The sequence below is a fragment of the Streptomyces sp. NBC_01429 genome (assembly GCF_036231945.1).
Lineage (GTDB): Bacteria > Actinomycetota > Actinomycetes > Streptomycetales > Streptomycetaceae > Streptomyces.
Genome location: NZ_CP109599.1, coordinates 799,595 through 812,048 on the forward strand (window position 1 = coordinate 799,595; position 12,454 = coordinate 812,048).

At 74.2% G+C, this 12,454-nt stretch carries 12 protein-coding genes; 2 read left to right on the forward strand and 10 right to left on the reverse strand.

All coding sequences use genetic code 11. The features are described 5' to 3' along the window. Positions 1 to 6: 6 nt before the first annotated feature. The 4 genes from OG627_RS03410 to OG627_RS03425 are packed head-to-tail and all read right to left on the reverse strand — an operon-like array spanning position 7 to position 3,768. A complete protein-coding gene (locus tag OG627_RS03410) occupies positions 7 to 1,197 on the reverse strand; it encodes a histidine kinase (protein ID WP_329061258.1) in 1,191 nt (396 codons plus the stop codon). Beyond that, the gene (locus OG627_RS03415; RefSeq protein WP_329061260.1) at positions 1,194 to 2,660 is read right to left on the reverse strand and encodes a sodium/solute symporter; all 1,467 of its coding nucleotides are present in this window, start codon (positions 2,658 to 2,660) and stop codon (positions 1,194 to 1,196) included. Before OG627_RS03415 ends, OG627_RS03410 begins: the two co-directional genes overlap by 4 nt. Continuing rightward, positions 2,657 to 3,019 (reverse strand): hypothetical protein, encoded by a 363-nt coding sequence (locus OG627_RS03420; protein WP_329061263.1) that lies wholly within the window; start codon positions 3,017 to 3,019, stop codon positions 2,657 to 2,659. Before OG627_RS03420 ends, OG627_RS03415 begins: the two co-directional genes overlap by 4 nt. Beyond that, entirely contained in the window at positions 3,016 to 3,768 is a 753-nt protein-coding gene (locus OG627_RS03425; RefSeq protein WP_329061265.1) for a LytR/AlgR family response regulator transcription factor, read from the reverse strand. The genes OG627_RS03420 and OG627_RS03425 overlap by 4 nt, the downstream gene beginning before the upstream one ends. Before the next feature lie 114 nt (positions 3,769 to 3,882). Between OG627_RS03425 and OG627_RS03430 the strand changes: the two genes are divergently transcribed. Next, positions 3,883 to 4,545 (forward strand): zf-HC2 domain-containing protein, encoded by a 663-nt coding sequence (locus OG627_RS03430; RefSeq protein ID WP_329061267.1) that lies wholly within the window; start codon positions 3,883 to 3,885, stop codon positions 4,543 to 4,545. An 82-nt stretch (positions 4,546 to 4,627) separates the two neighbouring features. Here the strand turns inward: OG627_RS03430 and OG627_RS03435 are convergent, their stop codons facing one another. Next, entirely contained in the window at positions 4,628 to 5,503 is an 876-nt protein-coding gene (locus OG627_RS03435; RefSeq protein ID WP_329061269.1) for an Fpg/Nei family DNA glycosylase, read from the reverse strand. A 174-nt stretch (positions 5,504 to 5,677) separates the two neighbouring features. Here OG627_RS03435 and OG627_RS03440 point away from each other — a divergent pair, with 174 nt between their 5' ends. Continuing rightward, positions 5,678 to 6,397: an alpha/beta fold hydrolase gene (locus OG627_RS03440; RefSeq protein ID WP_443073411.1), complete on the forward strand. Its 720-nt coding sequence runs from the start codon at positions 5,678 to 5,680 to the stop codon at positions 6,395 to 6,397. Between the two features lie 24 nt (positions 6,398 to 6,421). On the opposite strand, the gene OG627_RS03445 is transcribed toward OG627_RS03440, so the two are convergent. The 5 genes from OG627_RS03445 to OG627_RS03465 form a co-directional block, all read right to left on the reverse strand. Then, positions 6,422 to 7,285 (reverse strand): amidohydrolase family protein, encoded by an 864-nt coding sequence (locus tag OG627_RS03445; protein WP_329061271.1) that lies wholly within the window; start codon positions 7,283 to 7,285, stop codon positions 6,422 to 6,424. Further along, complete coding sequence (locus OG627_RS03450) at positions 7,282 to 8,268, reverse strand: aldo/keto reductase (RefSeq protein WP_329061273.1); 987 nt, start codon at positions 8,266 to 8,268, stop codon at positions 7,282 to 7,284. The genes OG627_RS03445 and OG627_RS03450 overlap by 4 nt, the downstream gene beginning before the upstream one ends. Before the next feature lie 205 nt (positions 8,269 to 8,473). Then, positions 8,474 to 10,546, reverse strand: a complete 2,073-nt coding sequence (locus tag OG627_RS03455) for a SpoIIE family protein phosphatase (RefSeq protein ID WP_329061275.1) — start codon at positions 10,544 to 10,546, stop codon at positions 8,474 to 8,476. Positions 10,547 to 10,628: 82 nt separating this feature from the next. Next, on the reverse strand, positions 10,629 to 11,759 hold the full coding sequence (locus tag OG627_RS03460; RefSeq protein WP_329061277.1) for a DUF6777 domain-containing protein: 1,131 nt from the start codon (positions 11,757 to 11,759) through the stop codon (positions 10,629 to 10,631). A gap of 296 nt (positions 11,760 to 12,055) precedes the next feature. Continuing rightward, a complete protein-coding gene (locus tag OG627_RS03465) occupies positions 12,056 to 12,229 on the reverse strand; it encodes a hypothetical protein (protein ID WP_329061280.1) in 174 nt (57 codons plus the stop codon). Positions 12,230 to 12,454: the final 225 nt, after the last annotated feature.

Consider the following 12,454-nt stretch of genomic DNA (forward strand, 5'->3'; position numbering starts at 1 on the left):
GCCCGGTCAGCTGCCGTGCACGCCCGCGCGGTACTTGGGGATGCGGACCGTGATCCTCGTACCGGCGCCGACGCCCGTCTCGATGACCAGGCCGTACTCGTCCCCGTAGACCTGGCGCAGCCGTTCGTCCACGTTGAGCAGGCCGATCCCGGTGGACGCGCCGCCCTCGCCGCGCAGGATCCGGCGCAGCCGGTCCGGCTCCATGCCGACCCCGTCGTCCTCGATGACCACCTCGGCCTCGGCTCCGGCGTCGAGCGCGCTGATGGTGATCCGGCTGGTGGTGGCGGCCCCTTCGAGGCCGTGCTTGACGGCGTTCTCCACGAGCGGCTGGAGGCAGAGGAACGGCATCGCGACGGGCAGCACCTCGGGGGCGACCTGGAGCGTCACGGAGAGCCGCTCGCCGAAGCGGGCCCGCACCAGGGCCAGATACTGGTCGATGGAGTGCAACTCGTCGGCCAGGGTGGTGAAGTCGCCGTGGCTGCGGAACGAGTAGCGGGTGAAGTCCGCGAATTCCAGCAGGAGTTCCCGGGCGCGGTCCGGGTCGGTACGGACGAACGAGGCGATCGCGGCGAGCGAGTTGAAGATGAAGTGCGGCGAGATCTGGGCCCGCAGCGCCTTGATCTCGGCCTCGATCAGCCGGGTGCGGGAGCGGTCCAGCTCGGCCAGTTCCAGCTGTACGCAGACCCAGCGGGCGACCTCTCCGGCGGCTCTGACCAGGACGGCGGACTCGCGCGGCGCGTAGGCAACCAGCGTGCCGAGCACCCGGTTGTCGACGGTGAGCGGGACGGCGACGCCCCAGCGCAGGGAGCAGTCCAGGTCGCCGCAGCCGTCCGCGAAGGCCGTGCCGCGGCCGCTGTCGAGCACCCCCTCGACCCGTTCCATCACCCGCTCGCCGTGGTGCTCACCGCTGCCGTCCCAGGCGAGGACCCGCTCCCGGTCGGTGAGGCAGAGCGCGTCGGTGCCCAGCAGGGAGCGCAGCCGCCGGGCGGCCTTGCGCGCGCTCTCCTCGGTGAGTCCGGCTCGCAGCGGGGGTGCGGCGAGGGAGGCGGTGTGCAGCGTCTCGAAGGTGGCGTGCTCCACGGGGGTGCCGACATCGCTGGGGCGCGCGGGGCGGGCGGTGCGCCGGCCGAGCAGGAAGCCGCCCGCGAGGAGCAGCGCGGCGAGCACCGTCAGCACGGCGAGGGCGGACGGGCTCATGTCAGACCCTCCGGCAGGTGGAAGCGGGTCATGGCGGCGTTGGTGCCCGCCGGTATCCGGGTCCTGGTGGCCAGGGACACCAGGATCATGGCGAGGAAGCCGACCGGTACGGACCAGACGGCGGGCCAGGCGAGCAGGGCGTGCGGCCAGCCGGACCGTACGGTCCCGGTCACCGTGATCACCGTCGCGGCGAACGAGAGTCCGCCGCCGAGCAGCAGCCCGGCGATCGCGCCGGGCGGGGTGAGCCGGCGCCACCAGATGCCCAGGACCAGCAGCGGACAGAACGACGAGGCGGAGACCGCGAAGGCCATGCCCACGGAGTCGGCCACGGGCGCGTTGCTGACCAGCAGCGATCCGCACAGCGGGACGACGATGGCGAGCGGGGTGGCGAGCCTGAACTGCCGTACGCCGCGCGCGGGCAGTACGTCCTGGGTGAGGACGCCGGCGACGGCCATGGTCAGTCCGGAGGCGGTGGAGAGGAACGCGGCGAACGCGCCGCCCGCGACGAGGGCGCCGAGCAGATCCCCGCCGAGGCCGCCGATCGCCCGCTCCGGCAGCAGCAGCACGGCGGCGTCGGCGTCGGTGCCGTGCGGAAGCCCCGGTGCGTAGATGCGGCCGAGCGCTCCGTAGACGGGCGGCAGCAGGTAGAACACGCCGATCAGCGCCAGTACGGCCACGGTGGTGCGGCGGGCGGCCCGGCCGTTGGGGCTGGTGTAGAAGCGGACGACGACATGGGGCAGCCCCATCGTGCCGAGGAAGGTCGCCACGATCAGGCCGTAGGTGGCGTAGAGGGGATGGTCCGCGCGGACGGCGACGGCGGAGGCGAGGTCGAGGGCGGGGCGCGGCCGGTCGTCGCCCCGCCAGGCCAGCAGCAGGAAGATCGCGGGCACCAGCAGCGCGGTGAGCTTGAGCCAGTACTGGAACGCCTGGACGAAGGTGATGCTGCGCATCCCGCCCGCCGCGACCGCCGCCACGACGACCAGGGCGACGAGCACTCCGCCGAACCAGCCGGGCGCTCCGGTGAGGATCTTCAAGGTCAGTCCCGCGCCCTGGAGTTGGGGGACGAGGTAGAGCCAGCCCGCGCCGACCACGAACACGCTGACGAGTCGGCGCACCGCCCGCGATTCGAGCCGTCCCTCGGCGAAGTCCGGCAGGGTGTAGGCGCCGGACCTGCGCAGGGGCGCGGCGACGAAGACGAGCAGGACGAGGTATCCGGCGGTGTAGCCGACCGGGTACCAGAGCATGTCGGGGCCGTGCAGCAGCACCAGGCCCGCGATGCCGAGGAAGGAGGCGGCGGAGAGGTATTCGCCGCTGATCGCGGCGGCGTTGAGCGCGGGGCCGACCGTGCGGGAGGCGACGTAGAAGTCGGAGGTGGTACGGGATATCCGCAGCCCGAAGCCGCCGACGAGCACGGTGGCGAGCACGACGACGGCGACGGCCGTCACCGTGTAACTCTGGCTCACGGCGCGGGCCGCCCCTTCACCAGCCGGGCGAAGTCACGCTCGTTGCGCTCCGCGCGCCGTACGTACCACCAGCCGCCCAGAGTGAGCAGCGGATACGCGGCGAAGCCGAGCACCGCCCAGACGGCGGTCGCGTCGCGCAGGGCGGCGAAGGCGAGCGGCAGGGTGCCGCCGGTCAGCGCGAGCACCGTGAACACAGTGAGCCCGGCCCGTAGTTGACTGCGCATCAGGGAGCGGACATAGGCGTCGCCGAGGGCGGTCTGTTCCTCGATCTCGGCCTGGGCGCGGTAGCGCGGCAGCGGGCGTACGCGCCGGGGCTCACCGGTGACGACCTCGCGCCGGGGCGCGGACTCCCCCGTCATCGCTCCTGCCGCATCAGCAGGTCGCGCAGCGCGCGGGCGTGGCGGCGGCTGACGGCCAGCTCGGCGTCGCCGACGCGGACGCTCATCGCGCCCGCGTCCAGGCGCAGTTCGTCGATCCGGGCCAGCGCGACGAGATGGCGGCGGTGGATCCGGACGAAACCGCGCGAGCGCCAGCGCTCCTCCAGTGTGCTGAGCGGGATCCGTACGAGATGGCTGCCGGTGTCGGTGTGCAGCCGGGCGTAGTCGCCCCGGGCCTCGGCGTAGGCGATGTCGGCCACGGCGACGAACCGGATCACCCCGCCCAGCTCGACCGTGATCTGGTCGGCGGCCGGGGGCGGTTCGGGCGCCGGGGAGCGCTCGCCCACCAGTTCGGCGACCCGGCGTACGGCCTCGGCGAGGCGCTCCCTGCGGACGGGTTTGAGCACGTAGTCGACGGCCTTGAGATCGAAGGCCCGCACGGCGAAGCCCTCGTGCGCCGTGACGAAGACGATCAACGGCGGCTCGGCGAAGCCGGCCAGCAGCCGGGCGACATCGAGTCCGGTGAGCCCGGCCATGTGGATGTCGAGGAAGACCACATCGACGGCGTCGGGCCCCGCGGGACCCGAGTCGAGCGCGGCGCCGATCCGGCGCAGCGCCTCCGTGGCGCCGGTGGCTCCTTCGGCCGCACGGACGCGCGGGTCGGCCCTGAGCAGATAGAGCAGCTCCTCAAGGGCCGGTTCTTCGTCGTCCACAGCCAGTACGCGCAGCATGAGGCCGGAGTTTAGATCCTGCGGGGCCGCACGGGACCGGGCAGGACCCGTGGGATCGTCATGCGAACGCGCCACGGTTTGAGTGAATCCGTACTTCGCTGCGTAACAGACAATATGCGGACCTTGGACCTCCATCGTGATGTCGGCGCCTACGCCCTCGGGGTGCTGGACGCCTCGGACGCCTTCCGCTTCGAGGACCATCTGATGGTCTGCCCGCAGTGCACACTGCTGCTGGCGGACTTCGGCGGAGTGAAGGCACAACTCGACCGATATGCCCGGCAGACCCCCGCCGAGGTGGCACCGTACGCCGTCGCCGGCCCGGAGCTGCTGGCCGGGCTGCTCGACCGTACGGCCGCCGGCCGGCGCAAGAGCCGCAGGCGGCGCCTCGCGCTGGCGGCCGTGGCGGCGGTGCTCGTGGTGGGCGGGCCGCTCGCGGTGCTCGGCGCGGCGTCCGGGACGGACCCGGGCGGCCCCGCGACCGTACGGTGGACCGCCTCGGACCGGGCGACGGGGACCTCGGCCGTGGTGACGACGGCGGAGACGGTCTGGGGCACGGACGTCGGCCTGGAGCTGGTCCGCCCCGGCGTCTCCGAGGTCTGCGCGCTCATCGCGGTGGGCCTCGACGGGTCGCGGGAGACGGTGATGACCTGGGCGTCGCACGCGCAGGACGGCGAGCGGCTGGTCACCCGGGGCGGGGCGGCGCTGCGTCCCGGGGAGATCGCGCGCTTCGAGGTGCGCGCCTCGGACGGCCGTCTGCTGGTGACGATCGGCGGATGAGCGCCACGGTGCTCCGTCCGGCCGCTGCCCCGGTTCCGCATCGGTTCCGGTGGCGATCCCGGTGCCGGTCCCGGGCGGGCGCCTACTTGAGCAGCCGCGACATCCTGCGGTCGGCGAGCGGCCTGCCGCCCGTCTGGCAGGTGGGACAGTACTGGAGCGAGGAGTCGCTGAAGGACACCTCACGGATGGTGTCCCCGCAGACAGGACACGGCTCGCCGGTCCGGCCGTGCACCCGCAACCCGCTCTTCTTCTCCGCCTTGAGCCGTCCGGCCGCCACCCCGCGCGAGCGCTCGACCGCTTCGCCGAGGGTCGCGCGCATCGCCTCGTAGAGGGTGGTGATCTCGTCCTCGGAGAGGTTCTTCACCGGCTTGAAGGGCGACATCCGCGCCGCGTGCAGGATCTCGTCGCTGTAGGCGTTGCCGATGCCCGCGATCAGCCGCTGGTCCCGCAGGGCGCCCTTGATCCGGCGCCCCTCCCCGGCCAGCAGTGCGGCCAGCGCGGCCCGGTCGAAGGCGTCGGCGAGCGGATCGGGACCGAGCCGGGCGATGCCGGGGACGTCGGTCGGGTCGCGTACGAGATGGACCGCGAGGCGCTTGGTGGTGCCCGCCTCGGTCAGATCGAAGCCGTCGCCCCCGGCGAGCACCGTGCGCAGGGCCAGCGGCCCCTTGCCCGGCCGCGGCGGCTCGGCGGGGAAGGAGTCCTTCCAGCGCAGCCAGCCCGCGCGGGCGAGATGGACCGCGAGGTGCAGCCCGCCGGGCGCGGCGTCCCCCGCGACGATGTCGAGATACTTGCCGTGGCGCGCCACGGCCGTGACCGTGGCGCCCTCCAGCGCGGTCAGCGGCGGATCGTAGGTCTTCAGGGCATTGACCGTCAGCGGCAGGACACGGACGATTTCCTTGCCCACCAGGTGTTCGTCGAGGAACTCGCGCAGCGCTTCGACTTCGGGTACTTCCGGCATACGTCCAGCGTGCCGCAGGCGCCGCGCGAACGCCCGGTGGGCGGGGTGGGCACCGGCCCACCGCGTGATACGGCCCACAAGGAGCGGGCCCGAGGCGTCCGCCGGCCCCTCGGCCACGAATACACCGCGAGAGGTACTCCCCCGCGGAGACCACCGTTGGAAGGAAGGCCCCACGTGCCCGTACGCGACCGAGCCACCACCGTCCCGTCCGCCCTGGTCCTCGACAGGACGGCGGCACGGCCGCGCGCCGCCGTCCTGGTGCTGCACGGCGGTCGCGCGGACAGCATGGACCCGCCGGCCCGGCTGAACGCGGCGGCCGCCCGGATGCGGCCGTTCACCCGCGCGGTACTGCGGGCCACCGAGGGGTGCGACATCGTGGTGGGCCGGGTCCGCTACCGGCACCGGGGGTGGAACGGCAGCCGCGCCGACGCCGCCCGGGACGCGCTGCGGGCGCTGGACTCGCTGGAGGAACTGGTCTCCACGGTGCCGGTGGTGCTCGTGGGGCATTCGATGGGCGGCCGGGCCGCGCTGGCCGCCGCCGGCCACGATCTGGTGACGGGCGTCGTGGGGCTCGCCCCCTGGTGCCCGCCGCAGGAGCCGGTGGAGCAGCTGAGGGGCCGCCGGGTGGTGCTGCTGCACAGCGACCGGGACCGGATGACGGATCCGCGCGGCAGTGTCGCCATGGCCGCCCGGGCCAGGGACGCGGGCGCGGACGCCTGCGCCGTACTGCTCACCGGCGGCGATCACGCGATGCTGCGCCGGGCCCGTACCTGGCACGCGCTGGCGACCGGCTCGGTCACCGCGCTGCTCGGGATGAACCCGTTCCCCGACGCGGTGGGGCAGGCGTTCCTGAGCGCGGCCGGGGGCCGGACACGGCCGGTGCCCCGGGTGTAGGGGGCGGGGGCGCGGGCGTCGGGGTCACAGGCCGTAGACCCGCCGGGCGGTCCCCGAGAACACCGCGTCGCGCTCGTCCGCGCTCAGGCCGGCCGTCACCGTACGCGCCGCGTCGAGCACCGTCCCGTACGGGGCGGCCAGCCGGCACACCGGCCAGTCGGAGCCGAACATCAGCCGGCCGGGGCCGAACGCGTCGAGGGCGACGTCCCCGTACGGACGCAGGTCCCCGGCCGTCCACGACTCCCACGCGGCCTCGGTGACCAGCCCGGAGAGCTTGCAGACGGTGTTGGGCTCGGCGGCCAGCGCCCGGAAGTCCCCGGCCCAGGGCTCCAACGGCCCCGCCGCCACCGGCGGTTTGCCCAGATGGTCGAGGACGAAGGTCAGCCCGGGCAGCAGCCGCGCCGCCCGCACGGCGGCGGGCAGTTGGTGCGGCCGTACCAGCAGGTCGTACGCGAGCCCCGCGCCCGCGACGGCGCGCAGCCCGCGCAGCACCTCGGGGCGCAGCAGCCACTCCGGGTCGCTCTCGCCCTGGACCGGGTGGCGCACGCCGACGAGCCGGTGGCCGCCGGGGAGGGCGCGCAGGGCGGCGAGGGTGCCCGCCACGTCCGGCGCGGTGAGGTCGGTCCAGCCGACGACGCCCGCGATCAGCTCACCGCCGTCGGCCACGGCGAGCAGCTCGGGGGTCTCGCCGGGGTCGGGGACGGTCTGGACGAGTACGGTGGCGCCCACCCCGGCCGCCCGCGCCTCCGGTTCCAGGTCGGCGAGGGTGAAGTTCCGGCGGAGCGGGGCCATTTCGGGGCCCGTGATCCAGTCCTGGTCGCGTACGGAGAGATCCCACAGGTGGTGATGGGCGTCGAGGAGGCCGGCCGGCGGGGGCGGCGCGGTCATCGGACCGTCTCCCCGTCCAGCAGCCCTTCGGCGCGCAGCTCGGCCCACAGGTCGTCGGGGACGGTACGCTCCGCCAGCGCGACCGCGTCCCGTATCTCCGCCGCCGAGCGCGCGCCGACCAGGACACTGGCGACGGCCGGATGGCGCAGCGGGTAGCACAGGGCCGCCGCGCGCAGCGGGATGCCGTGGCGCCGGGTGACGGCGTCCATGCGCAGGGCCCGGTCGAGCAGGGCGGGCGGGGCCGCGGTGTAGTCGTAGGTCGCGCCGGGGCGCGGGTCGGCCAGCAGCCCGGAGTTGAAGACTCCGCCGACGACGACGCTCCTGCCGCGCGCGGTCGCCTCGGGGAGCAGCTCGGTGAGCGCCGACTGGTCGAGCAGGGTGAACCGTCCGGCGCACAGGACGACATCGGCGTCGGTGTCGCGCAGGAAGCGGGTGAGCATCGCTGTCTGGTTCATCCCGGCGCCGATCGCCCCGACGACGCCTTCGGCGCGCAGCCGCTCCAGGGCCGGATACGCCTGCCGGAAGGCCGCTTCCGCGTGGTCGTCGGGGTCGTGGAGATAGACGATGTCGATCCGGTCGAGGCCGGTGCGCTCCAGGCTCTCCTCGACGCTGCGCCGTACCCCGTCGGCGCTGAAGTCCCAGACCCGGCGGTGGGTGGCCGGTACGGCGAAGCCGTGGTCGAGGTCGTCAGCGACGGGTGCGGCGCCGGCCGCGACGGGTTCGAGGAGCCGGCCTGCCTTGGTGGAGACGGTGAACTCGTCCCGGGGCCGGTCGCGCAGCGCCTCGCCGAGCCGCCGCTCGGAGAGCCCGAGGCCGTAGTGGGGCGCGGTGTCGAAGTACCGGATACCGGCGTCCCAGGCGGCGTCGACGGCGGCCGCGGCCTGCTCGGGGGCGAGCGGGGCGTAGAGGTTGCCCGTCCCGGCCGCCCCGAAGGACAGTTCCGTCACCCCGACCGCGCTGTGTCCGAGCGTGGTGTGCCGCATCCGTGGCCTCCCGAGGTGTGTGTACCGGATCATGACGAATATTCATGCACCGGCCCGACCCGTCAACACCTCTGCGGGCACTGCCGCTCACGGGTGCGGGCCCGGCGGGCCGACATGTCGCTTTCAGCCGGTCACGTGCCCGGCCACCGCCATGTGCGACCGCGTCAGGTGCGGGTGATTGCCGTACGGGGATTCCCGTACGGGCTCATCTCGCCGGCCGGTCCGGGACGATGAACTCGCACCAGACGCATTTGCCGCTGCCCCGCGACTCCACGCCCCACCCGTCGGCCAGCTCCTCCACCAGCAGCAGCCCGCGCCCCGAGACGCCCGACGCCCCGGCGTCGCGCCGGTGCGGCAGGGCGCTGGAGCCGTCCTCGACCTCCACCCTGATCCGCCGCTCGGCCCTCGGCAGCACCCGTACGACCACGGTCGCCGCGCTCTCGGCGTGGGTCAGCGCGTTGGTGATCAGCTCGTCGGCGGCCAGCTCGATCCCGTCGGAGCGCTCCCCGGCGCCCCAGGCGCTCACCGCCGCCCTGATCATGTGGCGCACGGTGCTCAGCGCCTGCGGATCGGCCTTGGGGACATGCTGCTGGAGCCGGCCCGCGGAGCGCTCGGGACGCGCGCCGCCCCGGCGCAGCAGCAGTACGGCGACGTCGTCCTCGCCGCCCCGCGCGTCGACCACCTCGCAGAGCCGGTCGGCCAGCGCCTGGAGATCGCGCGGCCCGTCCGCCACCAGACCGGCCAGCAGCTGCATCCCGTCGTCGAGGTCGGCGCCCGGCTGCTCCACCAGGCCGTCGGTGTAGAGCAGCAGCGCCTGGCCGGGGTCCAGCTCGACGGTCTCCACCGGATAGTCGAGGACCCCGAAGGCCGCGGAGAGCCCCAGCGGCAGCCCGCCGGGCACCAGAACTCTGCGGCAGCTGCCGTCGGCGTCCCTGACCAGGGGGTCGACATGGCCGGCCCGGACCACCTGGACCAGTCCGGTGGTCAGGTCGGCCTCCGCGTAGACGCAGGTGGCGAAGCGGTCGGTGTCCAGTTCGTGCAGGAAGACCGAGGCGCGGGCCATCACGGTGGCCGGGGTGTGGCCCTCGGCGGCGTAGGCCCGCAGCACGATGCGGAGCTGTCCCATCACGGCGGCGGCGTGCGTGTCATGTCCCTGCACGTCCCCGATGACCGTACCGACCCGGCCGCCCGGCAGCGGGATGACGTCGTACCAGTCGCCGCCAATGTCCCGGCCGAGCCGGGCCGAGCGGTAGCGCACGGCGATCTCGGCGCCCTCGACGGCGGGGATACGGCGGGGCAGCATCGCCTGCTGGAGCCCCTCGGCCAGATCGTGTTCCTGCTCGAAGAGGACGGCGCGCTGGAGGCTCTGGGCGATGCTGCTGCCGAGGGCGACCAGCAGGTTGCGGTCCTCCGCCGTGAAGCCGCCCCTGTCCCGGTAGAGCAGCCCGAGCGCGCCGACGGGACGCGCCTGGGCGATCAGCGGGAGGTAGGCGGCCTTGTTGATGCCGAGTCCGCTGATGTGCGGCCACAACAGCGGGTAGGAGTCGGCGAACTCCTCGGCGGACTCGATGAAGCGGGGGCTGAGCGTGGTGACGACCTCGCTCATCGGGTACTCCTCGTCGGTCCTGGTCACCCGGGTCCCCGGCACGTACGAGCCCTCGGGGCCCTCCGCCACCAGATGGATGCGCCCGGCCTCCATCAGCCCCATGACCAGGCTGGTGGCGCCGAGGTGCGCCAGGCCGTGGGACGCCTTCAGCACGTCGATGACGTCCTGGACGGTCCTGGCGTGGGCGAGCGCGGCGGTGGTCCCCTCCACGACGCTCGTCCGCACCCGGCGTACGGCGTTCAGCTCCAGCCGGGCGGTGGAGTCGGCCAGCTCCTGGGTGGCGTCGCGGACGACGCCGATGACCCGGAAGGGCCGGCCGTCCCCGTCGCGGCGGATGGCGCCCTGGGTGTGGGCCCAGTAGAGCGTCCCGTCCCGGCGGCGGATCCGCAGATACGCGCCGTAGGTCGCGCTGCCGTCCCGGAACGCCCGCTCGACCACCAGGTCCAGCCGGTTGACCTCACCGCGCGGGATCAGGGCCGCCAGGCCGCGGACCCGGCCGTCGAACTCGTCGGCGCGCAGTCCGAGGACGTCGAGGGCGGGCGCGTCCAGATGCAGGAGTCCGCTGGCGATGTCCCAGTCGAAGGTGCCCATCCGGTTGAGGGAGAGGCTGGTGACCGGCTGGACGGGCCAGTCGTCGGGAAGCGACAGGGGACCCGTTGCCCGTTCAGCCATGGAGACACTCTGTCATCATTTGTCGGATTTTTCGAGCGGTCCGGGCGACCCGCGGAACATCCCCGGCACCGTGGAGTTCCGCTCAGCCCTGGAACGCGTCGGGGCCGACCAGGGCCTCGTCGGCCGCGGCGCCCGGCTGCTGCCCGTCGGGCAGCGGGCCGAACAGCTCGCCGTCGTTCGGTACGGAGCCGCCGTCGGCCGTTCCCGGGTCCGCCGGTTCGGCCTCCGGGGTCCGCTGCCGCTCCGCCGGCGCACGCCCAGGCGCCGAGGCGTCGGCGGAGGGTGCGGCGGACGCGGGGGCGGAGGGCTCGCCGGGGAGGAGCGCGTCCGGCGGCTTCACCACCTCGGGGTCGCTGAGGTCGGCGTCGGGCCCGTACGCCGGGAGGACCGCGGGCGCGATGTCCTCGCCGCCGTCGGTGCCGCTGCGCCGCTCCACCCAGGCGCCGTCGACGGGGTCGACGATGACCAGACCGCCGAGGTCCTCCTCGGAGCGGTGGATGACGATGACCCGTTCGGTCCGGTAGCCCGCCCAGCGCTCGCCCCGGTACTCCACCGAGCCCTTGAAGGCGACCGGCGGTCCCAGCGGGTTCCCGGAGGCGCAGCGGACCCTCGGCAGCCCCCGGCCGTCGACCATCACGGCGGTGCCCGACTGGAGCACGGCCTGGAAGGCGGTGGCGGCCCCCGCGCGGTGGCCGTGGTCCGTCACCCGGACATCGGCCCGCAGCACGACGGGGGTCAGCGCGTGCAGGAAGTCGCGGACGGACTCCTTGCCGATCCCGGCCGCCCGCGCGAAGGAGCGGGACTTCGCCGGGTCCTTGGACAGCAGCCGGACCTGCCGTGCCACATCGCAGCCGGTGGCGGAGGCGCCGCCGTAGAGCCCGGGGGTGGAGCCCGGCAGGGCGCGCGGTGCGGTCGGCGCCGATCCGGCTTGGCCCGCCTCCCGTCCGCTCTCCGGGGCCCCGCTGCCGGGAGCACTGCCCTGGAGGCCCCTGCTCGGCGTGGCCTTGTTCCGCGCGGCCCGGCCGCTCGGCGTGTCATCGCGCTGCGGCGCGGTGAACGGGTCGGGCCCGGCGGCGCCGGCCGGCTGGAGATACAGCTCCCTGGCATCCGACGCGTGCCCGCCGCCACCGCCGATCCCGCAGCCTGCCGTGACCAGCACTCCGGCGGACAGTGCGGCGAGCGCGGCGTACCGACGGCGGATGAGTGAGCGCACCTGGGTCTCCCGTTCTTCTTCCTCCAGGGATGTCGCTCCATATCTGCCGGACCCGCGGGGGGCCCGCAAGCCGGGCCGCCCGCGACACGCCCGGGGCCTGGACGCGGTCGGGCGGAGGGCCGTCGCCACGGGCGGAGGTGCGGTACGTCCGGCCGCACGCCGGAGTGCGGTGCGTCCGTGCTGGTCAGCCCGGCTCTGGCGCCCGGCGAACCGGTCGGCTGCGGGCCGGACGCGCGACTCGCGCGCCCGGCCGGGGCGCACCCGGCGGGCCGGGTGCGCCGAGTGGGCCGGGTGGGTCAGTCGACGCCGGGCAGGATGTGCGGCTCGGCGAGGTCGTCCTCGTAACCGGCCAGCCTGATCGGGGCGGACCGGGCCCACACTTCGAGGTTGCCGATCTTCTCGGCTCCCCCGCGCTTGCGTTCGACTGGCTCCGCCGGACGTTCCTCGTACTGCGTGAGTTCTGGTGTCACCGCGCACTCCTTTGTGTCGGGTAACTCTGGGACAGGTGGGTTCCGTCGCGGTGGCGCCGTTTTTCGGACGGGAACGGCCGTTGGTGGTGGGCCTGTCCCAGTGGTGCGGCCGTGAGGACGGTGGATCCCCTGCGTTGGCCGTGCACGCACCAGAGTAACCAGATGAGCGGCAGTGCGCTCTATAGGGCTCGCTTTCGGGTGATGTTCCGGCCAGTCGGCGTACTA